Source organism: Nitrobacter sp. TKz-YC02 (genome assembly GCF_049852135.1).
GTDB classification, from domain to species: Bacteria; Pseudomonadota; Alphaproteobacteria; order Rhizobiales; family Xanthobacteraceae; genus Nitrobacter; species Nitrobacter vulgaris.
Genome location: NZ_CP180728.1, coordinates 2,249,309 through 2,273,470 on the forward strand (window position 1 = coordinate 2,249,309; position 24,162 = coordinate 2,273,470).

23 protein-coding genes are annotated in these 24,162 nt (G+C 60.8%); 6 read left to right on the forward strand and 17 right to left on the reverse strand.

The window, feature by feature from the left end:
• Positions 1-296: 296 nt before the first annotated feature.
• Positions 297-620, forward strand: a complete 324-nt coding sequence (locus ACM561_RS10690; protein ID WP_425904969.1) for a YdeI/OmpD-associated family protein — start codon at positions 297-299, stop codon at positions 618-620.
• Positions 621-702: 82 nt separating this feature from the next.
• On the opposite strand, the gene guaA is transcribed toward ACM561_RS10690, so the two are convergent.
• The 6 genes from guaA to ACM561_RS10720 all read right to left on the reverse strand — a co-directional run bounded on the left by guaA (position 703) and on the right by ACM561_RS10720 (position 6,974).
• Complete coding sequence (gene guaA, locus ACM561_RS10695) at positions 703-2,322, reverse strand: glutamine-hydrolyzing GMP synthase (protein ID WP_425904970.1); 1,620 nt, start codon at positions 2,320-2,322, stop codon at positions 703-705.
• A 101-nt stretch (positions 2,323-2,423) separates the two neighbouring features.
• On the reverse strand, positions 2,424-3,725 hold the full coding sequence (locus tag ACM561_RS10700; RefSeq protein ID WP_425904971.1) for an RsmB/NOP family class I SAM-dependent RNA methyltransferase: 1,302 nt from the start codon (positions 3,723-3,725) through the stop codon (positions 2,424-2,426).
• A 28-nt stretch (positions 3,726-3,753) separates the two neighbouring features.
• Complete coding sequence (locus ACM561_RS10705) at positions 3,754-4,173, reverse strand: MAPEG family protein (RefSeq protein WP_425904973.1); 420 nt, start codon at positions 4,171-4,173, stop codon at positions 3,754-3,756.
• 47 nt (positions 4,174-4,220) lie between these two features.
• Positions 4,221-4,838, reverse strand: coding sequence for a hypothetical protein (locus tag ACM561_RS10710; protein ID WP_425904975.1), 618 nt, complete (start codon positions 4,836-4,838; stop codon positions 4,221-4,223).
• A gap of 211 nt (positions 4,839-5,049) precedes the next feature.
• Positions 5,050-6,546 carry an IMP dehydrogenase gene (gene guaB, locus ACM561_RS10715; RefSeq protein WP_425904976.1) on the reverse strand — a complete coding sequence of 499 codons (1,497 nt, stop codon included), beginning with the start codon at positions 6,544-6,546 and terminating at the stop codon, positions 5,050-5,052.
• Positions 6,547-6,725: 179 nt separating this feature from the next.
• Positions 6,726-6,974 carry a hypothetical protein gene (locus tag ACM561_RS10720; protein WP_425904978.1) on the reverse strand — a complete coding sequence of 83 codons (249 nt, stop codon included), beginning with the start codon at positions 6,972-6,974 and terminating at the stop codon, positions 6,726-6,728.
• Positions 6,975-7,092: 118 nt separating this feature from the next.
• Here ACM561_RS10720 and ACM561_RS10725 point away from each other — a divergent pair, with 118 nt between their 5' ends.
• Positions 7,093-8,565 carry a DHA2 family efflux MFS transporter permease subunit gene (locus ACM561_RS10725; protein WP_425904980.1) on the forward strand — a complete coding sequence of 491 codons (1,473 nt, stop codon included), beginning with the start codon at positions 7,093-7,095 and terminating at the stop codon, positions 8,563-8,565.
• A gap of 150 nt (positions 8,566-8,715) precedes the next feature.
• Entirely contained in the window at positions 8,716-9,387 is a 672-nt protein-coding gene (locus ACM561_RS10730) for a class I SAM-dependent methyltransferase (RefSeq protein WP_425904982.1), read from the forward strand.
• On the opposite strand, the gene ACM561_RS10735 is transcribed toward ACM561_RS10730, so the two are convergent.
• Positions 9,375-10,085: an RlmE family RNA methyltransferase gene (locus tag ACM561_RS10735; RefSeq protein ID WP_425904983.1), complete on the reverse strand. Its 711-nt coding sequence runs from the start codon at positions 10,083-10,085 to the stop codon at positions 9,375-9,377. The genes ACM561_RS10730 and ACM561_RS10735 overlap by 13 nt on opposite strands.
• 57 nt (positions 10,086-10,142) lie before the next feature.
• A complete protein-coding gene (locus ACM561_RS10740) occupies positions 10,143-10,616 on the reverse strand; it encodes a four-helix bundle copper-binding protein (RefSeq protein WP_425904985.1) in 474 nt (157 codons plus the stop codon).
• Positions 10,617-10,831: 215 nt separating this feature from the next.
• Here ACM561_RS10740 and ACM561_RS10745 point away from each other — a divergent pair, with 215 nt between their 5' ends.
• The gene (locus ACM561_RS10745; RefSeq protein ID WP_425904987.1) at positions 10,832-11,170 is read left to right on the forward strand and encodes a copper-binding protein; all 339 of its coding nucleotides are present in this window, start codon (positions 10,832-10,834) and stop codon (positions 11,168-11,170) included.
• 6 nt (positions 11,171-11,176) lie between these two features.
• Here ACM561_RS10745 and ACM561_RS10750 read toward each other — a convergent pair whose 3' ends face one another.
• From ACM561_RS10750 to ACM561_RS10790, 9 genes are all read right to left on the reverse strand, one after another.
• Positions 11,177-11,653 carry a copper chaperone PCu(A)C gene (locus tag ACM561_RS10750; RefSeq protein ID WP_425904988.1) on the reverse strand — a complete coding sequence of 159 codons (477 nt, stop codon included), beginning with the start codon at positions 11,651-11,653 and terminating at the stop codon, positions 11,177-11,179.
• A 29-nt stretch (positions 11,654-11,682) separates the two neighbouring features.
• Complete coding sequence (locus ACM561_RS10755) at positions 11,683-12,876, reverse strand: PepSY-associated TM helix domain-containing protein (RefSeq protein ID WP_425904989.1); 1,194 nt, start codon at positions 12,874-12,876, stop codon at positions 11,683-11,685.
• A gap of 79 nt (positions 12,877-12,955) precedes the next feature.
• Positions 12,956-15,274 carry a TonB-dependent siderophore receptor gene (locus ACM561_RS10760; RefSeq protein WP_425904991.1) on the reverse strand — a complete coding sequence of 773 codons (2,319 nt, stop codon included), beginning with the start codon at positions 15,272-15,274 and terminating at the stop codon, positions 12,956-12,958.
• A 57-nt stretch (positions 15,275-15,331) separates the two neighbouring features.
• Positions 15,332-15,703, reverse strand: a complete 372-nt coding sequence (locus tag ACM561_RS10765) for a DUF2946 family protein (protein ID WP_425904993.1) — start codon at positions 15,701-15,703, stop codon at positions 15,332-15,334.
• Between the two features lie 59 nt (positions 15,704-15,762).
• Complete coding sequence (locus ACM561_RS10770) at positions 15,763-16,257, reverse strand: TlpA family protein disulfide reductase (RefSeq protein WP_425904995.1); 495 nt, start codon at positions 16,255-16,257, stop codon at positions 15,763-15,765.
• The gene (locus ACM561_RS10775; RefSeq protein WP_425904997.1) at positions 16,254-17,462 is read right to left on the reverse strand and encodes a sialidase family protein; all 1,209 of its coding nucleotides are present in this window, start codon (positions 17,460-17,462) and stop codon (positions 16,254-16,256) included. The genes ACM561_RS10770 and ACM561_RS10775 overlap by 4 nt, the downstream gene beginning before the upstream one ends.
• A gap of 16 nt (positions 17,463-17,478) precedes the next feature.
• Complete coding sequence (locus tag ACM561_RS10780) at positions 17,479-19,860, reverse strand: TonB-dependent receptor family protein (protein ID WP_425904999.1); 2,382 nt, start codon at positions 19,858-19,860, stop codon at positions 17,479-17,481.
• 91 nt (positions 19,861-19,951) lie between these two features.
• Positions 19,952-20,320, reverse strand: a complete 369-nt coding sequence (locus tag ACM561_RS10785; protein ID WP_425905001.1) for a DUF2946 domain-containing protein — start codon at positions 20,318-20,320, stop codon at positions 19,952-19,954.
• Between the two features lie 94 nt (positions 20,321-20,414).
• Complete coding sequence (locus ACM561_RS10790) at positions 20,415-21,449, reverse strand: Ppx/GppA phosphatase family protein (RefSeq protein ID WP_425909711.1); 1,035 nt, start codon at positions 21,447-21,449, stop codon at positions 20,415-20,417.
• A gap of 415 nt (positions 21,450-21,864) precedes the next feature.
• Here ACM561_RS10790 and ACM561_RS10795 point away from each other — a divergent pair, with 415 nt between their 5' ends.
• Positions 21,865-22,338 (forward strand): YaiI/YqxD family protein, encoded by a 474-nt coding sequence (locus ACM561_RS10795; RefSeq protein WP_425905002.1) that lies wholly within the window; start codon positions 21,865-21,867, stop codon positions 22,336-22,338.
• 4 nt (positions 22,339-22,342) lie between these two features.
• Complete coding sequence (locus ACM561_RS10800; RefSeq protein ID WP_425905004.1) at positions 22,343-24,154, forward strand: ABC-F family ATP-binding cassette domain-containing protein; 1,812 nt, start codon at positions 22,343-22,345, stop codon at positions 24,152-24,154.
• Positions 24,155-24,162: the final 8 nt, after the last annotated feature.

The window sequence follows — 24,162 nt, forward strand, 5'->3', positions numbered from 1 at the left end:
TAGATGCCTTCGTCGCCGGGCCTTTACTGCCCGCGCCGGCTCAATATCAGGTTGCGATTTTTCCACGACAGGTCAGCCTTCCTGACCGAGCCGACGATGGACAATCAGCGCCCTGGCAGGAAAACCGGAGCAGACGCAACAACAGGGGGCGAGGCACCCCGCCACATGCCGCGGATCGACCGAGGTCGGGGAGAAGACTTTACCTTGGACATTCTATCGTCCAGCAACCACGCTCGGAAGCTGCCATTCTATTGGAGCTGGTGAGCCAGGCGGCCGGCCGCATCGTTGGAGGTTGCATGGCGAACGCTTTCCCACATGGCACTGTCCACGAAGCACGTGAAGACCTTCAAGCCGCGTTGCGATCGGATCCAAAAGTCTTTGTGCTATGGGAAAGCCTGACGCCGCTCGGTCGGAATGAGTTCATCTGCTGGGTGGATGATGCGAAACAACCAAAGACGCGCCAGCGTCGCATCGAGCGGACCTGTGACGAACTGTTGGAGGGCAAGAAACGGCCTTGCTGCTGGACAGGCTGCATTCATCGTAGCGACAAAGCGCCAAGCCCATGGCAACAGGCAGTCTTGATTGATCGGCAGGGAAGAAAGGGCCGTAAACCGGCTTGAGCGCGGTCGCCAGCGCTCCACGATCCTTCACCCTGACGCACCACCGGGATCACGAGGTCTGACAATCCTTGCCAGACGTGAATCACTCCCACTCGATTGTGCCGGGCGGCTTTGACGTCACGTCATACACCACGCGATTCACGCCCTTGACCTCATTGATGATCCGTGTCGCGGTCGCACCGAGGAATTGCATGTCGAACGGATAGAAGTCCGCGGTCATACCGTCGGTCGACGTCACAGCGCGCAGGCCAACGACATAGTCATAGGTCCGGCCGTCGCCCATCACTCCGACCGTCTTCACCGGCAGCAACACCGCGAACGCCTGCCAAATCTTGTCATAAAGCCCGGCCTTGCGGATCTGGTCGATATAGACGGCGTCGGCCTCGCGCAGGATATCGAGCTTTTCGCGGGTGATCTCGCCGGGGCAACGGATCGCGAGACCCGGCCCCGGGAACGGATGACGGCCGACGAAAATCTCCGGCAACCCCAGTTCGCGCCCCAGTACGCGCACTTCATCCTTGAACAACTCGCGCAGCGGCTCGACCAGTTTCATGTTCATGCGATCAGGCAGGCCGCCGACATTATGGTGCGACTTGATCGTCACCGACGGGCCGCCGGTGAACGACACGCTCTCGATCACATCGGGATAAAGTGTGCCCTGGGCCAGGAAGTCAGCCGATCCTTTTCCCAAGGCTGCGATCTTTTTCGCTTCTGCCTCGAACACGTCGATGAAGAGACGGCCTATGGTCTTACGCTTCGCTTCCGGGTCGGTAACGCCAGCAAGCTCACCCAAGAATTTCTTCGACGCATCAAGGTGGACCAGCGGAATATTGTAGTGATGGCGGAACAGATCCACCACCGTCTTGCCCTCGTCCTTTCTTAGCATGCCGTGGTCGACGAACACGCAAGTGAGCTGGTCGCCGATCGCCTCGTGGATCAGGATCGCCGCCACCGAGGAGTCGACACCGCCGGACAGGCCGCAGATCACCCGGCCCTGACCGACCTGCGCCCTGATCTTTTCGATCGCCTCCTCGCGGAACGCGCGCATGGTCCAGTCGCCTTTCAACCCGGCGACTTTGCGGACGAAATTGCGGATCAGTTTTGCCCCGTCGGGGGTATGCACCACCTCGGGATGGAACTGCATCGCGTAGAACTTGCGCGCGTCGTCGGCGATCACCGCGATCGGCGAGCCCGGCGCTTTCGCCACGGCCCGGAAGCCCTCGGGCAGCTTTGTTACCCGGTCGCCATGGCTCATCCAGACATCGTGTGCGCCGCCCTTCTCCCAGACGCCGTCGAACAGCACGCAGGCATCGGTGACCTCGATGACAGCGCGGCCGAATTCGCGATGATGGCCGGCCTCGACCGTGCCGCCGAGCTGCCGGGCCATTGTCTGCTCGCCATAACAGATGCCGAGTACGGGCACGCCGGCCTTGAAGATCGCCATCGGTGCCGTAGGCGCCTCCTTGTCGAGCACTGAGGCCGGCCCACCGGACAGGATCACCGCCTTCGGCTTCATCTCAAGAAAGGCTGCTTCTGCCTTCTGGAAGGGTACGATTTCAGAATAGACGCCCTCCTCCCGCACGCGCCGCGCGATCAGTTGCGTGACCTGAGAGCCGAAATCGATGATGAGAATCTTGTCGTGCGCGGAGATCGCGTGGGGGGAATGCTCGGCGGACGGAAGCGCGGATGAACTGCCTATCATGGCAAGCAGATACGCGAGCGGCTGCGGGGTCGCAACGGGGAAAGGACGAGAACACACACGCTTCCGCCTCTTCCCATGAGAGCGGGGAGAGCGCGCGTTCCCTATCCCTGTCGCCGCATCACCGAAACGAAAAACCCGTCTGTTCCGCTCCGGCGCGGTGTCATCAAAAGCCCTTCGTTCGACGAATAAACCGCTGCGAGAAAATCGTCTGTCCTATCCCACAGCATCGAGGCTGTCTGCGACGGCGGTATCACCGTAAAATCTGAATGTCGGTCGATAAACTTAAGGATTTGCTGGCCATTTTCCTGCGGCAGTACCGAACAAGTGACGTAAGCGATGCGTCCGCTCGGTTTGACAAAAGCGACTGCCCGATCAAGTACTTCGGCCTGATCCTTCAAACGTATATCGAGCGCACCGGGCCGCATCCGCCATTTCGCGTCGGGATTGCGCCGCCAGGTGCCGGTCCCGGTGCAGGGTGCATCGATCAGCACCAGATCGGTCGATTCCCTGATATCGGACAACGGCTCTGCCTCCCCCCTCGGGGTCCGGATCTCGGCGTTATGCACCCCAGCGCGGGATAACCGCTCATGGATCGGCGCGAGCTGCCGCTTGTCGCGATCGGTCGCGATAAGCCGGCCCCTGCCCTGCATCATGGCGGCCAGCGTCAGCGTCTTGCCACCAGCGCCGGCGCAGAGATCGATCACCTGCTCACCCGGCTTGGCTCCGGACAGCAGCGCCGCGATTTGTGAGCCCTCGTCCTGCACCTCGACGGCGCCCTTGACGAACTCTTCCTCGGCCTGAATGCCGGGATTGCGCGCATCTGCGCCCAGCATGATTCTCAACCCGAGCGGCGACCACGGCGTCGCCGTCACGCCGAGATGTCGCAGCGATCCCAGAACCTTCTCGCGTTTTGCTTTCAGCGTGTTGACCCGCAGATCCAGCGGCGCGCGGCGCGCCATCGCGGCTGTCTCCGCGGCACGATCGTCGCCGAACGCCTCGATCAAGTAAGGGTCGAGCCATTCCGGATAGTCGCCAGCGACATGGGCGGGCGCGTCCTGCAGCGAGCGCGAGGTCAACGCCTGCCGCTCCCCATCGGTCAGCGGTTCGGGCGCGAAACGGCTGCCGTCGCATAGCGACGCGATAGCGTCGGCATTCATGCCGCGCTCCAGCCTCAGCATTCCGAACAGACGCCCGCGTGGGGTGTCGTCATCCATAATCCAGGCGCTGGAAGCCTGACGGCGCAACATGTCGTAGACCAGTCCGGAGACTGCGGCACGATCACCGGAGCCCGCGAAGCGGTGCGCAGTGCCCCACTCCTTGAGCGCCTTCGCGGCCGGTACCCGCTGGTCGTCGATAGCCTTAATCACTTCGATTGCTGCGGAGAGCCGCGCGGCGGGTGTCATGGTCGACTTCCGATCTTGGCGGCGGCGCCTACACGAGCATCATGCGGAGCGCGAAATAAACCCACATGACCAGCAGCACCACCACGCCCACGAACCACGCCAATCCCCGCTGCGGCACATTGTTCGAGGTCACGAAGATGCCGGCATGCACGAACCGGGTGATGACGAATACCCACGACAACACCACGATGACAAGATCGGCGTGACGCAGCGGTAGCGCCAACGCGATCAGGATGTAAAACAGTACCGGTATTTCGAACTGGTTGCTGAAGCAGTTTGCGATCTGCGTGGCGCGCGCGGACCAGTTCGGCTCGCGCAGCGCGATGTCCTTGAACCGGGTCTCCCCCGACCTCAAAGACCTCGTCCGTGCAACAGCCATTCCCATCAGCAAGGTGAACGCCAGCCCTATCAACACAAAAACGGGCAAAAGCACCGTTTGAACAGACATCTCGTTTGCCTCTGGATTGCGCCGCTACTTGGCAAGGACGGGATGAATCAGGCCGCAATCGTGGCCAGAACCTTGTCGAAAGCAGCGGCGGCAGCCTCCAGATCATCGAACATGAGCGCGCCGTCGGCGGACTGCTTCTGGCCGTGGTTGTCGCGGATGGCATCAACCGGCGCGCCACCATCGAGCATCGCCTGCGGCGCGATCACGAAGAACTTGTGTTCGGACATGTCCTGATTCTTGGGCAGGAATACACCGAGGGAGACGATATCGTTGCCGCGCCGATAAGAGATGTAGCGATCGACCGCGACGAATCCCGCGCGCTGCAATCCGCCGAGCTTGGCCTGGCCATCGCCACCAACCAGCTTGTGCGCCCGGAAACCCTTGACGCCGGCTGACTTCGCCTTCGCGGTTTCTTCCGACAGATCGTATTTCTCCGCCATTCGCCGGCCGATGGCAGCAAGCTGCGACGACATCTCGTGCTCGAAATCCTTCAGACCGGTGCGCGCCTTCGCAGCCTTCCGCGGCTTCAGGGCATTTCGCTTTTCGAGCTCCGCCTGGCATCGCGCGACAAGATCATTGACCGATTTCCGCTCCGCATTCGCCAGCAGGTTCTTGAGGCCGGAATCCGAAAGCGCTTCAATTCTTTCGTCTGTCCAATCGACCATGTTTTCATGCTTCTCTTGTGTGGCCCGTAATGTCATTTCCGGAGAACGGCGCAATCAAAGCGCTATCCCGGCGCAGAAAATCGCGGCAGTACGGACAGTAACCCGTTTTCGCGTCGCTGTGCGGCTCAATTTTGGCGATTTGTCCCAGCGTAGTGCGAAGTTCGCTTCATTTTCTCTGCAAGTGCTGCATGCAAACTTCAAATTGAGGATGCTAGCTGCCGCCGGGATAGTTCGGGCTTTCGCGCGTGATCGTGACATCGTGGACGTGGCTTTCGCGCAAGCCCGCGCCCGTGATGCGGACGAACCGCGCCTTGTCATGAAACTCGGCGATGTTGCGCGCGCCGACATACCCCATAGCCGCGCGCAGGCCGCCAGCAAGCTGGTGCATGACGTTGCCGACGGGTCCCTTATAAGGCACCTGTCCCTCAATGCCTTCCGGAACGAGCTTCAGCGTATCCTTGATGTCCTGCTGGAAATAGCGATCGGCCGAGCCGCGCGACATCGCTCCCACCGAACCCATGCCGCGATAAGCCTTGTAGGAGCGCCCCTGCCACAGGTACACCTCGCCAGGCGTTTCGTCGGTGCCCGCCAGCAGCGAGCCGACCATGACAATGTCCGCACCCGCGGCGAGCGCCTTGGCGAGATCGCCGGAATACTTGACGCCCCCATCGGCGATCACGGGCACGTCGGCCTTACTCGCCGCCTCGACCGCATCCATGATGGCGCTGAGTTGCGGCACGCCGACGCCAGCAACGATGCGGGTGGTGCAAATCGAGCCCGGACCGATGCCGACCTTGATGGCGTCGGCACCGGAATCGATCAGCGCCTGCGCGCCTTCCGTCGTGGCGATGTTGCCCGCGATGACCTGTACAGCGTTCGACAGCCGCTTGATGCGGTTGACCGCTTCCAGCACGCGGCTGGAGTGACCATGCGCGGTGTCCACGACGATCAGATCAACGCCGGCATCGATCAGTCGCTCGGTGCGTTCGAAACCGCCCTCGCCGACCGTGGTTGCCGCAGCGACCCGCAGCCGGCCCTGCGCGTCCTTGCTAGCCAGCGGATGCGCCACCGCCTTTTCCATGTCCTTGACGGTGATGAGACCGACGCAGCGGTACTGCTCGTCGACAACCAGTAGTTTCTCGATGCGATGCTGGTGCAGCATCCGCTTGGCTTCTTCCTCGCTGACGCCCTCACGCACCGTCACGAGGTTTTCGTGCGTCATCAGTTCGGAAACTTTCTGCCGCGGGTCAGTCGCGAAGCGGACGTCACGGTTGGTGAGAATGCCGACAAGCTTGCCCGGAGAGGCCCCGCTGCCGCCTGTCACCACCGGAATGCCGGAAAAGCCGTGATCGTTCATCAGGGCCAGCGCGTCGGACAGCATCGCGTCCGGGCCGATGGTCAGCGGATTGACCACCATGCCGGACTCGAATTTCTTCACCTGCCGCACTTGCGCGGCCTGGCCTTCCGCATCGAAATTGCGATGGATGACACCCAGGCCTCCGGCCTGCGCCATCGCGATCGCCATGCGCGCCTCGGTAACGGTATCCATGGCGGAGGCCATGATCGGGATGTTGAGAGGAATGGCGCGGGTAACGCGGGAGCTGATATCGGCTTCGGAGGGCAGGATGTCGGACGCACCGGGTTTGAGCAGGACGTCGTCGAACGTGTAGGCTTCTTTGATATCCCGAAATCCGTTTCCAAGCGCCATCGCCAACTCCATTGAGCGGCGCGGTCGCCGCGAAACCCATCAGGATGGAATGGCCGGTCGGCGACGCCCTAGCGTCGCCGTCGAATTAAGTTCCATCGAATGGATTGGCGGTGGTCGATAGCACGGCAATCCCAGGAATCAAAGCGTCTGGCTACCATGCAGGGGCTTTTCCCGCCCGTTCAACGCGGATAGTTCGGAGGCGGCCCATGCTCCCGGATCGCGTCGACCACCTCACGGTGCCGGCGATCCTCCCGCTTCATGTAGACAGCAATCACGGCGTGCGCTGACGGCACCAGGAAAAGGACGGGGAAAATCAGCCCGAAAATCACGCAAAACACGATCACGACCACGTTCAGGATGGCCGAGAATAGCTGACCGTTGAGCAGCAGTCCGAGCGGCGGCAGCAAGGCAGCGAGTACATAAATCATCGTTGGCCCTCCCAAAACACACCAAGGATTTAGGTAGGCTTGGCCGCTCCGCAATAGCGCGCCAGCCCCAATCGATGCTACAGCCCGCCTCCCGTCCGCTTGCCCTCAGCGAACCCGCATGAACAAGGAACGCTTGATCCCGCTGATCGTCGCCGCCGCCCTGTTCATGGAAAACATGGACTCCACGGTGATCGCGACATCGCTGCCGGCGATCGCCGCCGACATCGGCACCAGCCCGCTGACCCTGAAGCTCGCGATCACGTCCTACCTTCTGTCGCTGGCGGTATTCATTCCGGCAAGCGGCTGGACCGCGGATCGGTTCGGGGCGCGCTCCGTCTTCAGCGCGGCCATCGTCGTGTTCATGGTCGGCTCGATCGGCTGCGCGTTGTCATCATCGGTGACGGATTTCGTGATCGCGCGGACGCTGCAAGGTTTGGGCGGCGCGATGATGACGCCGGTCGGTCGGTTGGTGCTGCTGCGTTCGATAGACAAGAGCGCGCTCGTCAACGCGATGGCATGGGTGACGGTGCCCGCCTTGATCGGGCCGGTGATCGGTCCGCCGCTGGGCGGCTTCATCACCACCTATTTCTCATGGCACTGGATTTTTCTGATCAACATTCCGGTCGGCCTGGTCGGCATCTTCATGGCGCAGCGCTACATTGACCCGATCCGCAGCGACAATCCCGAACGCTTCGACCTTTACGGAATGGTGCTGGCGGGCGTGGGGGTCGGCGGCATCGCCTTCGGTCTTTCGGTCGCCGGTCTCAACCTCCTGCCATGGACGGTTGTAGCTGCGTTGATCGGGGTCGGGTCAGTCTCTATGGCGGCCTATATGATGCACGCAAGACGCACCGACTCGCCGGTGCTAGATCTCACGCTGCTGCGCCTGCCGACGTTCCGGGCCAGCATGTATGGTGGGTTCCTGTTTCGCGTCGGCGTCGGCGCGCTACCGTTTCTACTGCCGCTTCTGATGCAGGTTGGCTTCGGCCTGTCGCCGTTCGGCTCTGGACTCGTGACATTTTCATCGGCCGTCGGCGCCATGGGCATGAAGACGCTCGCCGCCCGCATCATCCGCACCTTCGGCTTTCGCAACATCATGACCGTTAATGCGGTCGTCAGTTCCGTCTTTCTCGCCGCCTGCGCGCTGTTCACTGTCACGACGCCGCTGCTGCTGATCATGATCATTCTCGTCGTCGGCGGCTTCTTCCGCTCGTTGCAATTTACCGCGATCAACGCCCTCGCCTATGCGGACGTCGAGCCAGAACGAATGAGCCGCGCGACCACGCTCGCTAGCGTCAGTCAGCAACTGGCAATTTCGACGGGCGTCGCCATCGGCGCGTTCTCGGTGGAAGCCACGATGCTGTACCATCACAGCACGGAATTGGCTGCCGCCGATTTCGGCCCCGGCTTTCTCGTCGTCTCCGTGCTTTCAGCGATGTCCACCTTTTATTTCGTGCGAATGCCCGCCGATTCCGGCCATCAGGTTTCCGGTCGGCGCATGGTGGTCATTTCCGACCCTACCCGGGAATCCGAGGCTGAGGAGGAAACCTCTCGCGAGACCGCCACCGCTCGCGATCAGCGGTTAAGTTAGTTTCTGCCTCGTGCTGGTATTGATGTCCCCATTCTCGGACCTCGCCCGAACCATTGCGGACCTAACTATGCAGGACAGAGTTCGAGTCCGGATCTTATGAGTTGTTGACGCTCCCCGTCCCCACCAGATCCACCTCAGGAGAGATTCTATATGGACCCATTCTCGGGAGCAGCGGTGAATACCTACGCTGAAGGCCCACCTCGTCAGGTGCCGGGATTCTTCGATCTACACCGGATGACAACGATGCTGCTCGCGGAACGAGTGCCTGAAGACGGTCGCGTGCTGGTCCTGGGCGCGGGTGGCGGATTGGAGCTCAAGGCTTTCGCGGAATCGCACCCCGGTTGGTCATTCGATGCGGTGGACCCGTCCGCCCCCATGCTGCAGATCGCTGAGCGAACAATCGAACGACATGCAAAGCGTGTACGCATGCACGAAGGCTATATCCAAGATGCGCCACATGGTCCGTTCGATGCCGCCACATCGTTGCTGACCTTTCACTTCATCCCCCGTGACGAGCGACCGGGAACGTTGAAGCAAATCCGCCGTCGTCTCAAGCCCGGCGCGCCGTTGGTGGTCGCCCATATCAGCTTCCCGCAGGCGGAACCGGAGCGATCCGTTTGGATCGCTCGTCACGTCGCATTCGGGGCGCGACATGACACAAGTCCCGATCAAATGGAAAAATCGCGGCAAGCCATAGCCGACAGACTATCAATACTCGCGCCGGAGGAAGAGGAAACGATGCTGCAGGAGGCCGGCTTCTCCAACGTCAGCTTGTTTTACGCCGGTTTCAGCTTCAAGGGCTGGTTATCTTACGCGGGCTGAGCAGGCTTGGACTTATCGCCCGTGCTTCCGCGAAAGCCTGTCGCCATGACATAGCGTTCAGATGAATCCTGCCGGCTCGCGGCGGGCTTCACATGCCGGACCGTATGGAAGTCGCGTTTGAGCTGCGAAAGCAGACCGGCGTCCGCCCCACTCTGGAAGACTTTTGCGATAAACGTCCCGCCGGGCCGCAGCACCTCGACCGCAAATGCCGCCGCGCTCTCGACGAGACCCACAATCCGGAGCTGATCCGTCTTGCGATGGCCAGTGGTGTTGGCGGCCATATCGGAAAGCACGACGTCCGCGCCCCCGTCCATCATCGCGAGCAGCTTGTCCGGGGCGCTGTTGTCAAGGAAATCGAGCCGGGCAAACGTCACGCCGACGATCTCCGGCATCTCCAGAAGATCGATGGCAATCACTCTGCCTTTGCCTTCGGCGACACCGACACGCTTTGCAGCCACTTGGCTCCAGCCGCCGGGCGCCGCACCGAGATCGACAACCGTCATGCCAGGCTTGAGGACGTGATGTTTGTCGTCCATTTCAATCAGCTTGAAGGCCGCGCGGGAACGCCAGCCTTCGCGCTTCGCCTGCGCCACATAGGGATCGTTGAGCTGCCGCTCCAGCCAGAGCTTGGACGACAGCTTTCGTCTGCCGCCGGTTTTGACGGTCACGTGCAGCCGACCGGTGGTGTCTCTCGCCATGTCTAACCATCCTGCCCAGACATCGCAAAACTCCGCGTGCCGACAGGCTGGAAGGCCTTAAGCGGAAATCTTGCGGCATTCCTCGGCGCAAGTCTTGCATGAGTCGCCGCATGCCTTGCATTCCGCCACATCCGGATACTTCTCACATTCCTTCTGACAGTCCACGCACACCTGCGCGATGACCTTAGCAAGAGCGGGAACGTAGGGCGAATTGACGGCTGCCAGCGTTCGCAACGCGCCGCAAGCGGCCATCATCTGATAGGCCGCGTTGGTACAACCGGCCATGCTCGCATCCTTCATGCTCAACATGCCGAGGCAATGCCGCATGCACGCATCACCTTTGGAAATGCAATGATTGGTCGCATCCTCGAGAGCCTTGTACTTCGCGGGATGCATCGATTCGGCTGGCGCGGTATTTGCCGGGGCGCCAAAAGCCTTCGATGCCGATAAGACTGCCGCCGCAGTCCCCATGGTAGCCACGAACTCACGACGGTGCATGATTGTCTCCTCGCTGATTGAATCAATTGTCATTCTCGTACCTGACGATAGCATAGTCCCGGCCGCCTCGCATTCAAGCAGATGCGATCGGAAGGAGGTCACCGGCGAATCCGCCACTTCCCCATACCACCGGTTTTCATGTAAGTCTTGGTGGCCCGCGAACGCGCGTGCGCGGACGCCCATGCCCGAGAACGGAATATGTCGTGAAAAAACTTATCTGCAGGTGCGCCGTCGTAGCCGCAACCACGGTGGTGATCCTCCATCTCCAGAGGGCTGAAGCTTTTTCTCCTGGCGACCATCCGGTCGCGTGGTTTCCGCACACACAGTTGTTGCTGGTTCAGGCTCAAGAACCGTCGAATGGCCTTTATCGAGGGATTGGAGTTGTGACGGCGATCAATCCGGCGACCGGTTCGCTGACGATCAACCACCAAAAAATCGAGGGTTTAATGCCGGCGATGGAAATGCTGTTCCAGGTCGATCCCCGCACATTGAGCGATCACGTGAAGCCGGGCGACAAGGTCGAGTTCCAGCTCGAAGGCAAGACCTATACAATTCGAGATATCAAAGTGATCGAGCCTGCAAAATGAGTTTCCTCAATCGCCGCGGCCACCCGGCGGCGGCGCTCCCATCGCGATGACCTCGAATTCAACCTCTATTTTGCCGGCGTGCTCGAACTGCAAGGCGCCCCGGACCTTCTCACCCGCAGCCAGCGGATGCCGCAGGCCCACAAACATGATGTGACGCCCGCCCGGCTTTGCCTCAACGGAAATTCCCGGCGGCAGCTCGATGCCCGTCAGCTGGCGCATTTTCATGACGCCACCCTCGAGCACGACATCGTGAATCTCGAAACCCGTTGCAACCTCCACCGAGCCACCGAGGAAGCGATCAGGCGAACTCCCACGGTTTTCAATGACGAGATAGCCAGCGCCGACTTGCGCTCCCGCCGGCGTCGCTCGCGACCACGGGTGCGAAATCACAATATCGCCTGCTTTGAGATCCTCCGCCGAGGCGGCTCTCGCGGTTGCCAGCAAAGCGCAGACGACCGCAACGCAGAAGAGTTTCGATGTCATTGACCCTGTTTTACGCATGATGAAATCCGTTAACGTCGCTTTCTGGCAAAGATGACGACACCCGTCAGCGAGATCACGACCACAAACAAACCTAACGCACTTACCAGAACCTGCATCAGCAAACCGCCGACCGCCGCCGTATGTATTGTTCTTATCCAAGTCGTGAACGTTCGCGCCGCATTCTGCCCGCTGGGAAGACTAAGGCCGAGACGCTCGGCATTCCCATCTCTCATATACAACGTGGTCGCGCCGAATCGTTGATTGACGTCCTTGTCGCTGAGGACACGGTACGAAAATATACCCCTGTCGGGATGGTAACTCAGCATGTTCTCCCTGATGATGCGGAAGCCCTGCTGTAGAGCTGCCTGTTCCATGAGCGTGCGGGCCGCGGCATGTGCGTCCCGCCACGCCATGATCGGCTGATCACGCGGCGCTGGCAACGGGGCTATGCCGTCTTCGACATTCTCGAATCCGAACACGGTCTTCATGAGCGGTTCGTAGACTTCGCTCTTGAGATTGAAGCTGACCGCCGACAAGGCAAAGACGAGAAGCAGGGGCCAGACCCAGAGGCCAGACGCCCGATGCAGATCGAAATGAAGACGAAACCGGGAGGCGCGCCATCGAACGCGCCAGGCCACGCCCCACCGCGAGGGCCAAGACCGGCGTCGTACCGGAGCCTGGCCTTTTCCGGATGATATGGCCGGCAGCGTCAGGAAAAAGCCAACGAAGCAATCCGCCGTCCATATCAGAGCCGCGACCCCGAACAGCCAGATTCCAATCTGGTTCAGCAATAGTCGATAATGCAGGGCATAGACGAACTCCATGATCGCCTCGGTTGTCGGCGGCCAGGAATTTCCTTGCACGCGGCGCGCCAGCTCCTGCCCTGAATACGGGTCCAGAATGATAACACTGAACGGCGTATCATCCGGCTCTCGCTCGGCGCGGTGACGCACCCAAGCCACATAGCTGCGCTCGGGCGTTCGTGTCAGATCGACACTGTCGATGAAGATGCCCGGCGCGCGCAGGAGCGCGCGCTCCCGCAACTCAAACGGATCAATCATGTCGCGGCCGTCGGCTTCGACATGCATGAAGCCGAGCTGAAACCGGTCGTTCAGCTCGCTAAAAAAGGCGAGAAGACTTCCGCTCGCACCCGCGATAACGAGAAAGATCGCAAGATAGAGCCCGGCGCATCGATGGACCAGCACCCAGAAGCGTCTATGCATCGCGAACCCATTCATGTCGGTCCGGGAGCGGCGAACGCGCCAGTTGGTCGGGCGCGCGCTCCGCTCGCAGAGTCTTCATTCAGTGTTCGAACCTCAACCGGGCGATAAAGGTGCGTCCCGGCGCAGGCAGCACCGCGGGAACGTAGGTCGCGCTTACATAGTATCTTTCATCGAACAGGTTCTGGACGTTAAACGACGCCGTCGCCTTTCCGAAACCGGTGTCCCAGCTGTAGGCCGCACTGGTGTCGACGCGAACGTAGTCGCCGATCCTGAAGGTGTTTTCGTTGTTGCCCCATCGGTTGCTGCCCGCGAACGCGCCGCCACCGAAACGCCATCCCGACGGCAGACTGTACTGAAGCCAGATACCGCCCTGATGAAGCGGCACGTTGTACAGCCTGTGCCCGGTGTTACCCACGCCGCCAGCATCCGTCGTGTCTGCGGTGATCCGCGCATCGGTGTAGGCATAGTTGGCCATCACCTGGAGACGATCCGTCAAATTCCCGGAAACGTCCACCTCGACGCCACGGGAGCGCGCCTCGCCGATCTGGTTAACAAAATTCGGGTTGCCCGGTATGGGCGTTACGAGGTTGGTTCTGGTCAGGTCATATGCGGCCACCGTAGCGTTGAGGCGGCCATCAGACGTTTGAAACTTCGCGCCGACCTCATATTGCTTCGCTTCGCTCGGATCCGGCAAGGAGCCATCCAAAAGCCTCCCGAATCCGACAACGGGGCCGAACGATTCCGAATAGCTGGTAAACAGCGCGACCTCCGGCGTAACCCGGAAGTTGATGCCGGCGCGGGGCTTGAAGACATCGAATGCCTTGACCTCTACCGGCGTGGACGGCGGACAGCTCGTCGCGCCGCCGCTCAATTCACACGAGGCGCTACCGGCGTTGCTCCAGTCCCAACGGCCGCCGGCGATCAGATCCAGTCTGTCGAACAAGGTCACCTGGTCCTGAAAGCTGATAGCTCGCCACTCCGTATAGGGCCTGCCCCCCATCGTCAGCGGGAGCCCAGCGACTTCCCGCCAGCTCTGGTACACTGGGTTCTGAATGCTGAGCGGACGAACGATCGCCGGATCAGTTGTGCCGTTGAACCCGAAATTTTGCGCGCTGTGATAGGACTCGGCGCTGGCGAACAGGCGGTTGCGGATGTCCTGCGTGATCTGAGTATCGCCCGTGACCGAAGCCTCAACGAAATGGCTGTCGTAACTGCCAATGAACTCACCGTAATAAATGTTGGTGAAACCCGGAGCTACGAGCGATCCACCCGGCTCGGAATCATAAGTATGATGGTGACTCGTCGCATAAGTCCCGCGCACTTTCGCGGTCCAACCCTCGGCCAGCTGCTGCGTCAGAATCGCATCGACCAGATGACTTTCGACTACGCTGGGAGGCTGATCTTTCAACCCGATAAAGCGGCTGCGCGGAACGTCAGGGATCACGTTATTGTATACGGGAATGCCGAGGTCGAAGACCTGTTCCATGCGCTTGTATTCATAGTTCAGATAAAGCTCGGTGGTTGGCGTGATATCCCAACTGATTGACGGCGACAGCAGGACGTTCCGCGAGTCGACGAAATCACGGAATGAATCGCGATCCTCGAAGGCCGCGATGGCCCGATAGCGCAGCGAGCCGTCCTGCGTAAGCGAGCCCGTAGCATCTCCGACGGAGCGGTAGCCGAGATTGCTAACCCACTGTTCGACCGAATAATGCGGTGTCGCAAGCGGCTTCTTGGTCACCACGTTGATCAAGCCGCCCGGATCGATACGTCCGTAAATGCCGCCCGCCGTTCCCTTCAGCACCTCGATCCGATCGACATTCGCGAAGTCGAACTTGGAATTCCGGAACGGCGCGCCATCGCGATAGATCCATCGAGTGGCGCTATCCTGCGCGAAACCACGCAGTATGATGCCATCATAAATGCCCTCACGGTTGATCTGCACGCCGCTGACGTTCTTGAGCGCATCGTCGACCGTCGTCACCGCCTGGTCTCTGATGACATCGCTCGGAACGGTTTGTATCGAATACGGCGTCTCGAACACCCGCCCGTTCATCCTGGTGGCGGTGGTGGCGTCGGGCATCGCGTAACCCTTGCCGGCGCTGTCGGCGGTTCGGGTGCCGAAACCGGTCCCTCGCTCGATGATCGGCGCGGCCGGAGCATTGGCGCGTGCGGGCTGGCTAAATATTGCGGCCGCGCGTGCCGCCGGGCTAGGGGCGGCGCGCTTCGGCTTGCGCTTGGGAGCGTGGCTCGTAACCACCGTGATCGGCGGCAGCGTGACGCCCTCACCTCGCGGCGCGGGCCGTTCCTGCGCCGCGGCCCCATTGACCACGAAGGAAATCGCGACAGCAGACGTTGCGCACGCCGCACAGCAGCGCGCGAACAAACGGATAGACATGACTATTCTCTCTCCGAGACGGAAAACAGAAGCACTTCCGGTGCAGTTTGTTTTGGCTCAGGAGATGTGAGGAGGACCGCGCGCCTGCGCGTGGGAGTCGACCGCGAATGGCGGCAACCCAAAGGCCAGACCGCGCCAGACGACAGCGGTTGCGTCACGCGCGATGTCGACGGCGATGGCTTGCGGGTCGGTGGGCGGTGTCGCGGCGTGGACGACGCAATACAATGCACAGCAGGCGCTATGAGTTTGCTGCGGGTCGGTCTCACGGTCTTGCTGAGAGCTCGCATCGGGAGCGACCGAACATATCGCACCTGCCAGCGGATCGGCGGCGACTATGCTGAATGCCAGGGACGAGGCGATTGGCGCGAATGTCTGCACCAGCATCGCAAACATGGCAATTGGAAGAAATCGTCCCAGCCGCCGACGCATAATCCCTCAGCCTTTCCGCCGCCCGCTCAGGTTTCTTGAGAGTTCAGTGCAGATCTCCCTCATCTTGTTTCGATCATCTGGCTTCCGAACCATTTCTTTACCTTGGCGAGATCGACAATGCCCTCAACCGTCGTGACTTTGCCATCGCGTGCAATCAACATCGTTCGAGGAATGTCGCCTTGCCAGCTGGGATCGATCTCATAACGTAGTCGTTCGACGAAACCGTCACCGAAGGTCCAGTTCTCGACCGAAGATAGTCCGGCCTTATGCAGCATTGAGAGTGCGGCTTCGCGCGGGTTCGGAACGAGATCGGCATTGACCGTTACGACGTCGACACCCGGATTGTCTCTGACGAACTTCCCGAGCAGCGGCAGCTCGACCTTGCAGGGGCCGCAAGTGACGCCCCAGAAATTGACCATCATTGGACGGCCGGCATGCGCATCAAGGATGGTTTGCCAGCTTCCGCGCTGGAACGAGCGCAATTGATCGTGCGCCGCGAGGGGTTGCGAGAGAAGTGTCAGAGCAAACGCGAACAGCAACAAGTGACGCTTCATGGCGCGCCCTCGATCGGCATGATGTGGTAGCCGTCAGCCTTGGTCATCCAGGACAAGAAGACCTCGCGGCCATTCCCGACAAGCAAAGGATGATCAGACGCGTCAACTGTCTCAGCGACGACCTGTGGTTGCGACCAGTTTTCCCCATCATCGCCGGACCTTATAAGCTTCACGGTTGTCTTCTCGCCGTCGAATTCCTTCCAAACGATCGCGTCGCCAGAGGCGCTCGCTAATACGTAGGGGCGTGACGCGCTCCGGTCCGGCCTGCCAATAGCCATGGGCTCGGAAAACGTCTGTCCGCCGTTCGTCGAGCGCGCATAGAACAAACCCTTTCGCGCTTCGCCGCTGGTAAACCAGACCGCGTGATAGATTCCCTTCGGCGAAATGGCGAGGCTCGGCCCCTGGTGCGGGCACGCCTCGGTCTTCCAGTTGTCTTGACTGACGCGATGGATCTCTCCCGGCGTAGCTGGATCCCCGAGGGTGACGATCGCGTGGTCCCGAACGCTGCCCGGGAAGATATTGCGAAACAGTACGGCGGGCCGGCCAGAGCTCGCGAATGCGACGGAGATCCGGCAGCACTCGCAAGTGCTGTCCTTCAACATGCGAGCCTCGGTGTACGACCCGCCGCCGTCCTTCGACCATGCGAAGAACAAAGCCGCTCCCTTATATGTTTGATTGGCCGCGCGCGCTTGCGCCCGGTTGCGTTTGTCGAGCCAGGCCACGAAGACCGAACCGTCGGCATCCAGTGCGAGCTGCTCGAAGCGTTGGCTTTCCTTGTTCGATGTAATGGATGCCGGCTTGCTAAAGCTGTGACCTCCATCGACCGAGCGTGTGTACAGCACCTCGCCGTTGAAGTTCTTGTCCCTGAAAATCGAGAAGGCGATGGCGATCCGGTTGTGCTGGTCAACGACCATCTTGGGACGCGCATCGGGTCCCCAATCGAGCTCGAGCGGCCGATCAACCACCGCGACTGGCGCTGAAAAGGTTTTTCCGCGATCCTTGGAGCTCGCCACAAGTATGCGCCCGCCTGCCATCCACGCCAGCCACAAGGTCCCGTCTGGGGCGAATGCGGGCGTGACCTTGGTCGCGCATCGCAGTTCGGTCGTATCACAGGCGGCCTCTGATGCGTGGTGATGGCTCATCTGCGCGTTTGCCACGCCCTGCCAGAGGATCGCGATCGCAGCGATGATTGCTGTTCTGATCATGGTCAGGTCACCTTTGCTATCGAAACGCAAATCTCATTCCGGCGATGAACATGCGCGGCGACCCGGCATAGATAGAGCCGCCGGTGTTAGCCAAAACGCTCGCGGGGTTTTGAACGCCCGCTCCGGTTACCGTGTTCGCGATGTTATTGGCGGACGCTACATATGTCCTGTCGAAGACGTTCCGCACCTCGAAATAAGCATGAAGCGAGTTAAGATACTCGGATTGCAGGGGCTTGTCGTAGTGCAGATTGAGATTGACGAGTTCGTAGCCGGGCGCTTTCAGGAGGTTGGCATTGTCCATATAGAATGCGTCCCTCCACTGAAACTCGACGAACGCGCCAACGCCTTTCAGCGCGCCCGAGAGCTGGTCATAGGAAAGCCGTGCCGTCAGTTCGTTCGGCGAAATACCGGGAATCTTGTTGCCCGCGCGATTGAAACCGAAAACGCCATTGGTGATATTCTCGGTGTAGCTCGTGTAGATCTGGTCGAGATAGGTATAGGCGGTGGTCACACGCCAACTTGGCAGGAAACGCCATTGCGCCAAGAGTTCGAAGCCACGGTGCTCGGATTTCGGGGCGTTGAACGTATAGCTTGAGTTGGGCGAGTTGAGGGGCGTTGCCTGCGTGACCAGTTCGTCGCGGAAAAACTCGTAGAAACCTGTCGCGCTTACCCTGATCGTGGGGTCCGGCGTCCAGTCAAAGCCGAGATCGTAGCCGAGATTCTTTTGGGGATTGAGCTGGGTGTTATTGCCGTTCTGGCCGTTTGGCAGCACGAACAGGTTGCCGACCTGTGGCGTTCCGTAACCGGTCGCGACCCGCGCACGGAGAAGCCAGTCTTTGTCCGCGCGGTATTGAAGCGCGAATTCCGGCGCGGTGTTCTGGAATTGGCGATCCGTGCTTCTGATGGTCGTAGTCGTAATACCCGTTTGCCCGGTATAGGTGTAAGATGTATTGACGCCGTTTAAATGGGTTGTCTCCCACCCGATCCCGGCAATAGCGGTCCATGAGTTGGTGAGCCGCAGTTCTTCGCGCGCACGGACACCATAGTTGGTGTGCTCGCCGGTGACGTTCGACTGTAGTCGGCCGCGCGTTCCTCCAGGCGCCACACTGTATGTGTCACCCGACCAACTCAGGGTGTTGTAGAACGCGCCAAGGTAGCTGGTGGAATCCATTCCCAGGAGATCGCTCCGCCTGACGAGGTCGCTCATGAAGTTATAGGATGGGTAATCGCCGATCGCGCTCGTGGTACCGGTCGGCTGGTTGATATTGCGATCGTCGAACACGAATTGGTTGCGCCAGGTGGTCTGGTTGTCGAAATCATGCTCCCAGCGTCCGCCAACGATCGTCCGGCGATCGTTGCGGCCGAGCCTGGCCTGCTCCGCCGTTTCGCGGCTGATCCCGTTGGCTGCATTAAAGCCGTTATTGAACAACGTGATCGTGCCGCAGCCGGGAGCGGCCGTTGCGGCCGTTTCACAGCCTCGCTGAAAGGGGTTGATGTAGAATTGATTGAGCGATGACCGGATCGGGAGACGCGTATCCAGCGTGTTGTTGATCAGCTTGAATGTGAAACGATCGTCCGGCGTCGCCTGTAATGTTCCGAGGAAATTCACGGTCTGGGTGTTGAACCAACTGTTGCCCAGAAAACCATCGCCGCGCGCGTCGCTTGCGAACAGAGAGCCTTCGAAGTTTCCGACTTTCTTGCCGGCAGTCAGATAGTTGTTGAGGTATCCGTAGCTCCCGGCATCGACGCCGTACTCGACGCCGTTGATCTCGGCGCCGCGACGGGTCCTGAAGTTCAGCGCGCCGCCGGTCGCGTAGTTGCCGTAGAGTGCGGACGACGGCCCCCGAATGACGTCGATGGCCCCGTAGGCGCGAGGATCGATCAGGTCGCTGCGGGACAGTCCGTCAGGCTGTGTGACCGGGAAGCCGTCATCAAAGATCACCAGATTTCGAATGGCGAAGCCGTTGCGCGCGTTCGATCCGCGAATCGAGATGCCGAAGTCCCTGGGACCGTTCCCTTGCTTGATGGAAATGCCGGGACTGTCACGCAACACGTCGGCCACGGAGAACGATGGCCTGTTGGCAAATAGATCGCGGCCGATAGTTGTCTGGGGCTGTCCGGTCGGCGCCTGATGAAGGATCGCAAGTTGGGTATCTGTAGAGACTGGCGACGGCCTTACTACGACGGCCGGCTGCGGTCGGGGAGATGATCTCGGAGCGTCGCGGTGGGCGACCGACCGCTTTTTGCGCGGACTGGCTTGGGCGCGGCGCGGGGCTTCGACCGTGATGCCCGGCAGTGTCTGGGCGGCAGTCTGAGCAGCAGCATCAGTGCAAACGGCGAGCAGCGCCGAATGCAATGCGAGCGCGCTGGCACCCGAAAGGATACGAGAGCAAAACATAGGATATTCCCGATACGGGCGATCGCCCTAAGCATTTAACCAACAGACCGGATCACCGCCGCAGTCACGGCGATCGTGCGGATTTGCTGAATCAGGAAATGGCGGGAGGAGCACGCGGCTGCGCGTGGGAGGCAACCGCGAATGGCGGCAACCCGAATCCCAGGCCGCGCCAGACGACGGCGGTTGCGTCACGTGCGAAGCTGACAGCAGCCGCTTGCGGGTCGGGAGGTGGGGTCGCGGCGTGGACGACACACAACGTACAGCAGACGCCTTGCGTCTGCTGCGGGTCGGTCTCACGGTTTTGCGGAGAACTCGTATTCGAGCCGTGCGAACATATCGTACCCGCTAGCGGGACGGCGGAGACGGTGCTGAATGCCAAGCATGCGGCGATGGGTGCAAATATCTGCACCAGCATCGCAAACATGACGATCGGAAGAAATCGCCCCAGCCGCCGACGCATTATCCCCAGCCTTTCGCTGCCGGGAACTATCATGCCGGAATTCAGGTGTCTAGACGACCCTCTCGATTTCGGCCGATCAGGATAGATTACCGGGTCACGCCCGGCAATCCGGAGAAACATCCTTTTGGGCGTCAGCTCCGTTGAATGCGCCATCCTCGCGCATCATTTCGACCAGCATACCCTCCCGCAGACCACGATCCGCTACCCGTAGACGCGGCAAGGGAAAGGCTCGTCGAATGGCATCCAGGATGGCGCAGCCCGCCAGAACCAGATCAGCACGCTCAATCCCGATGCAGCCGTTTGCCACCCGTTTTTCATAATCCATGCCGCAGAGCCGCGCGATGACCTGGGTCACCTCGATATCGTTCATCCAGATACCGTCAACCTTGCGGCGATCGTAGCGCGCCAGGCCGAGATGGAGACCGCCAAGCGTCGTCACCGTGCCCGAGGTGCCGAGAAGGTGCATTCCGTAAAGATCGCGGCCATGGGCAGCCGCAAACACCGCAAGATGGCCGGTGACCTCATTCACCATGGAAGCGTAAGATTGCGGCGTTATGTCGTGCCCGCCAAAACGCTCGGCTAGCGTTACGACACCAACCGGAAGCGACATCCAAGCCATGGTGCGCAGGTCGCCTTCGCGACGGCGTTCTATGCGAACGAGCTCCGTCGAGCCGCCGCCGATGTCGAACAGGATCGCGCCGCTCGCTTTCGGATGAACCAGCGGCGAGCAGCCGATTACCGCAAGTGCGGCTTCCGTCTCCCGATCGATCACCTCGAGCTGAATGCCCGTGGCGGCAGCGACGCGGCTACAAAAATTCTCGGCGTTCGACGCCGCCCTGCACGCCTCTGTCGCGATCAGCCGCAGGCGGCCCGCTTTCCTGACGCGGATCTTGTCGCGGCATATGGCGAGCGCGGCGATAGTCCGCTCGATCGCCGCCTCGCTGATATGCCCGGTCGATGAGATGCCTTCGCCTAGCCGGACAATTCGCGAAAACGAATCAATCACGCGAAAGCTGCCGCCTGTCGGAGAGGCGATCAGCAACCGGCAATTATTGGTGCCGAGATCGAGGGCAGCATAAACGCCGGCATCGGCGCTCGGCGAAGAACGGATAGCGCTCGCCGCAGTCATCGCGGCTTCCAATCCCAGAAAGCTGTCGCGCGATCCGGTATCAACGCAACGCTGGATTTCATCATCCAAGTATCCGTCTTTCCGCGGCCATTCGAGAGGCCTCGAAACAATATTTTTTCCGGAAGTTTAGCAGCGCAGATCGCCAGCGCAACCGCCCATACCTCCTAGATCAGTGTCTTTCGGATTACCCGGATGATTCGACCGGGAGCAAACAGGAAAACATCAAAAGCCAAGCAATTTTACAACTTTCCCGCTTTATTGCGTCGCAAAATCAATTCGTACAACCACAGATATCGTTGACGGCAGCATGCACTTTCTTGTGCGCCAATCGGAGGCTTGGCTCGCCCGCTCGCAATCATCTCTCACATGGAGTAACACGCGTTGCCATGATGTCCGCGCAGCTGATGATCCGCCATTGACCTCCATTCGCATCTACGTTGACGCCGATGCGTGTCCGGTGAAGGACGAAATTTATCGCGTCGCGGTACGTCACAGCGTACCTGTCATCGTGGTCGCAGGTACGTATATCCGTGTGCCTGACGACTCCTTGATCCAGCGAATTGCGGCCGGGCCGGGCATGGATGCTGCCGATGACTGGATCGCAGAACGCGCCGGCAAGAATGATATCGTCATCACCGCGGATATTCCGCTGGCGAGCCGCTGCGTCAAGGCGGGCGCGAGCGTGATCGCGCCGAACGGAAAGCCATTCACGGAGCAGTCGATTGGGATGACGCTCGCAGTCCGCAACCTGATGACCGACCTACGCGCGAGCGGCGAAGTGACGGGCGGCCCCCGCTCGTTCCAGCCACGCGACCGCTCCGCATTCCTGTCGGAGCTCGACAAAACCATCCGCCGTATCCAGCGCACCTGCGCGACACAGCAGGGTTGAGACGATGGCGCCGCCGCTGATTCAGCTAAAAGATATCGCGCTGACATTTGGCGGCACACCGCTGCTGTCCGGCGTCGAACTCACGGTATCGGAATCCGAACGGCTTTGCTTGGTCGGTCGTAACGGCTCCGGCAAATCAACACTCTTGAAGATCGCGGCAGGCCTCATGGCGTCTGATGGCGGCAGCCGCTTCGTGCAGCCCGGCGCCACCGTACGTTATTTGCCGCAGGAACCGGATTTCTCCGGCTTTGAAACCACGCTCGCCTATGTCGAGGCTGGGATGGGCCCCGGCGACGATCCCTATCAAGCGCGCTATCTGGTCGAACAGCTCGGCCTCACTGGCGCGGAGCATCCCGCGCACCTTTCCGGCGGAGAAGGCCGACGCGCTGCGCTGGCGCGCGTGCTCGCGCCCTCGCCCGACATCCTGTTGCTTGATGAGCCGACCAACCATCTCGATCTCACCACCATCGAATGGCTGGAAGGTGAACTCGGCGCGCGGCGCGGCGCGCTGGTTCTCATCAGCCATGACCGACGCTTCCTGGCCAACCTTTCGCGCAGCACCGCATGGCTCGATCGCGGCCGGGTCCGGCAGATCGACCGGGGCTTCGCTAATTTCGAGGAATGGCGCGACGAGGTTCTGGCCGAAGAGGAGCGCGACCAGCACAAGCTCGACCGCAAGATCGTAGCCGAGGAACACTGGCTGCGTTACGGGGTCTCGGGCCGGCGCAAGCGCAACGTCAAGCGGCTCGCCGGGCTTCATGAACTGCGCCGGCAACGCCGCGATTATCGCGGCACGGCCGGCAGCGCGAACCTCGCCGCGGCCGAGGCCGACAAGTCCGGAAAGCTCGTCATCGAGGCAAAGGGCATCGGAAAGTCCTATGAGCGAACGATCGTGGATCAGTTCTCAATCCGTATCCAGCGCGGCGACCGTATCGGCATTGTCGGCCCTAACGGCGCAGGCAAGACCACGCTGATCAACATGCTCACTGGAGCGGAGCCGCCTGATGGCGGCACGATCCGGCTCGGCGCCAATCTCGAAATGGCGACGCTTGACCAGCACCGAGAAAGCCTCGACCCGAAATCGACGCTGATGGAGGCGTTGACCGGGGGGCACAGCGATCACGTCATGGTTGGCGGAAAGTCGAAGCACGTCGTCAGCTACATGAAGGATTTTCTGTTCGCCCAGGAGCAGATGCGAACTCCGCTTGAGGCGTTGTCCGGCGGAGAGCGCGGACGCCTGATGCTGGCACGCGCGCTGGCAAAGCCATCCAACCTGCTTGTGCTGGACGAACCGACCAACGATCTCGATCTGGAAACGCTCGACGTGCTGGAGGACATGCTCGGCGACTACGAGGGCACCGTCATCCTCATCAGTCACGACCGCGACTTTCTGGATCGCGTCGTGACCTCGGTGATCGTCCCCGAAGGCAATGGCCGCTGGGTCGAATACGCCGGCGGTTATAGCGACATGCTGGCGCAGCGCGGCGCCGATCTGAAGCGCGAGGCGCCGAAATCCGCTCCGGCGTCTGAGATAGAGCGTTCCGCGAAGAACGCACCTGCAGCCGCCCCCGGCAAGCGGCGGCTCAGCTTCAACGAGAAACATGCGCTCGAGACGCTGCCGAAATCCATCGCAAAACTTCAAACCGAGATCGCAAAGCAGCAGCAACATCTCGACGATCCAGACCTCTATGCGAAGGATCGAGCAGCCTTCGACAAGGCTTCCGGCGCGCTGGCCAAGGCGCAGACAGAGTTGCAATTAGCTGAGGATCGCTGGCTCGAATTGGAAATGCTCCGCGAGGAGATCGAGGAAGCCTGAGAGCCAGA

Coding starts and splice junctions, on each gene's coding strand:
- ACM561_RS10690 (WP_425904969.1), top strand. CDS start 297: ATGGCGAACGCTTTCCCACATGGCACTGTCCACGAAGCACGTGAAGAC.
- guaA (WP_425904970.1), bottom strand. CDS start 2,322: ATGATAGGCAGTTCATCCGCGCTTCCGTCCGCCGAGCATTCCCCCCAC.
- ACM561_RS10700 (WP_425904971.1), bottom strand. CDS start 3,725: ATGACACCCGCCGCGCGGCTCTCCGCAGCAATCGAAGTGATTAAGGCT.
- ACM561_RS10705 (WP_425904973.1), bottom strand. CDS start 4,173: ATGTCTGTTCAAACGGTGCTTTTGCCCGTTTTTGTGTTGATAGGGCTG.
- ACM561_RS10710 (WP_425904975.1), bottom strand. CDS start 4,838: ATGGTCGATTGGACAGACGAAAGAATTGAAGCGCTTTCGGATTCCGGC.
- guaB (WP_425904976.1), bottom strand. CDS start 6,546: ATGGCGCTTGGAAACGGATTTCGGGATATCAAAGAAGCCTACACGTTC.
- ACM561_RS10720 (WP_425904978.1), bottom strand. CDS start 6,974: ATGATTTATGTACTCGCTGCCTTGCTGCCGCCGCTCGGACTGCTGCTC.
- ACM561_RS10725 (WP_425904980.1), top strand. CDS start 7,093: ATGAACAAGGAACGCTTGATCCCGCTGATCGTCGCCGCCGCCCTGTTC.
- ACM561_RS10730 (WP_425904982.1), top strand. CDS start 8,716: ATGGACCCATTCTCGGGAGCAGCGGTGAATACCTACGCTGAAGGCCCA.
- ACM561_RS10735 (WP_425904983.1), bottom strand. CDS start 10,085: ATGGCGAGAGACACCACCGGTCGGCTGCACGTGACCGTCAAAACCGGC.
- ACM561_RS10740 (WP_425904985.1), bottom strand. CDS start 10,616: ATGACAATTGATTCAATCAGCGAGGAGACAATCATGCACCGTCGTGAG.
- ACM561_RS10750 (WP_425904988.1), bottom strand. CDS start 11,653: ATGACATCGAAACTCTTCTGCGTTGCGGTCGTCTGCGCTTTGCTGGCA.
- ACM561_RS10755 (WP_425904989.1), bottom strand. CDS start 12,876: ATGCATAGACGCTTCTGGGTGCTGGTCCATCGATGCGCCGGGCTCTAT.
- ACM561_RS10760 (WP_425904991.1), bottom strand. CDS start 15,274: ATGTCTATCCGTTTGTTCGCGCGCTGCTGTGCGGCGTGCGCAACGTCT.
- ACM561_RS10765 (WP_425904993.1), bottom strand. CDS start 15,703: ATGCGTCGGCGGCTGGGACGATTTCTTCCAATTGCCATGTTTGCGATG.
- ACM561_RS10770 (WP_425904995.1), bottom strand. CDS start 16,257: ATGAAGCGTCACTTGTTGCTGTTCGCGTTTGCTCTGACACTTCTCTCG.
- ACM561_RS10775 (WP_425904997.1), bottom strand. CDS start 17,462: ATGATCAGAACAGCAATCATCGCTGCGATCGCGATCCTCTGGCAGGGC.
- ACM561_RS10780 (WP_425904999.1), bottom strand. CDS start 19,860: ATGTTTTGCTCTCGTATCCTTTCGGGTGCCAGCGCGCTCGCATTGCAT.
- ACM561_RS10785 (WP_425905001.1), bottom strand. CDS start 20,320: ATGCGTCGGCGGCTGGGGCGATTTCTTCCGATCGTCATGTTTGCGATG.
- ACM561_RS10790 (WP_425909711.1), bottom strand. CDS start 21,449: ATGACTGCGGCGAGCGCTATCCGTTCTTCGCCGAGCGCCGATGCCGGC.
- ACM561_RS10800 (WP_425905004.1), top strand. CDS start 22,343: ATGGCGCCGCCGCTGATTCAGCTAAAAGATATCGCGCTGACATTTGGC.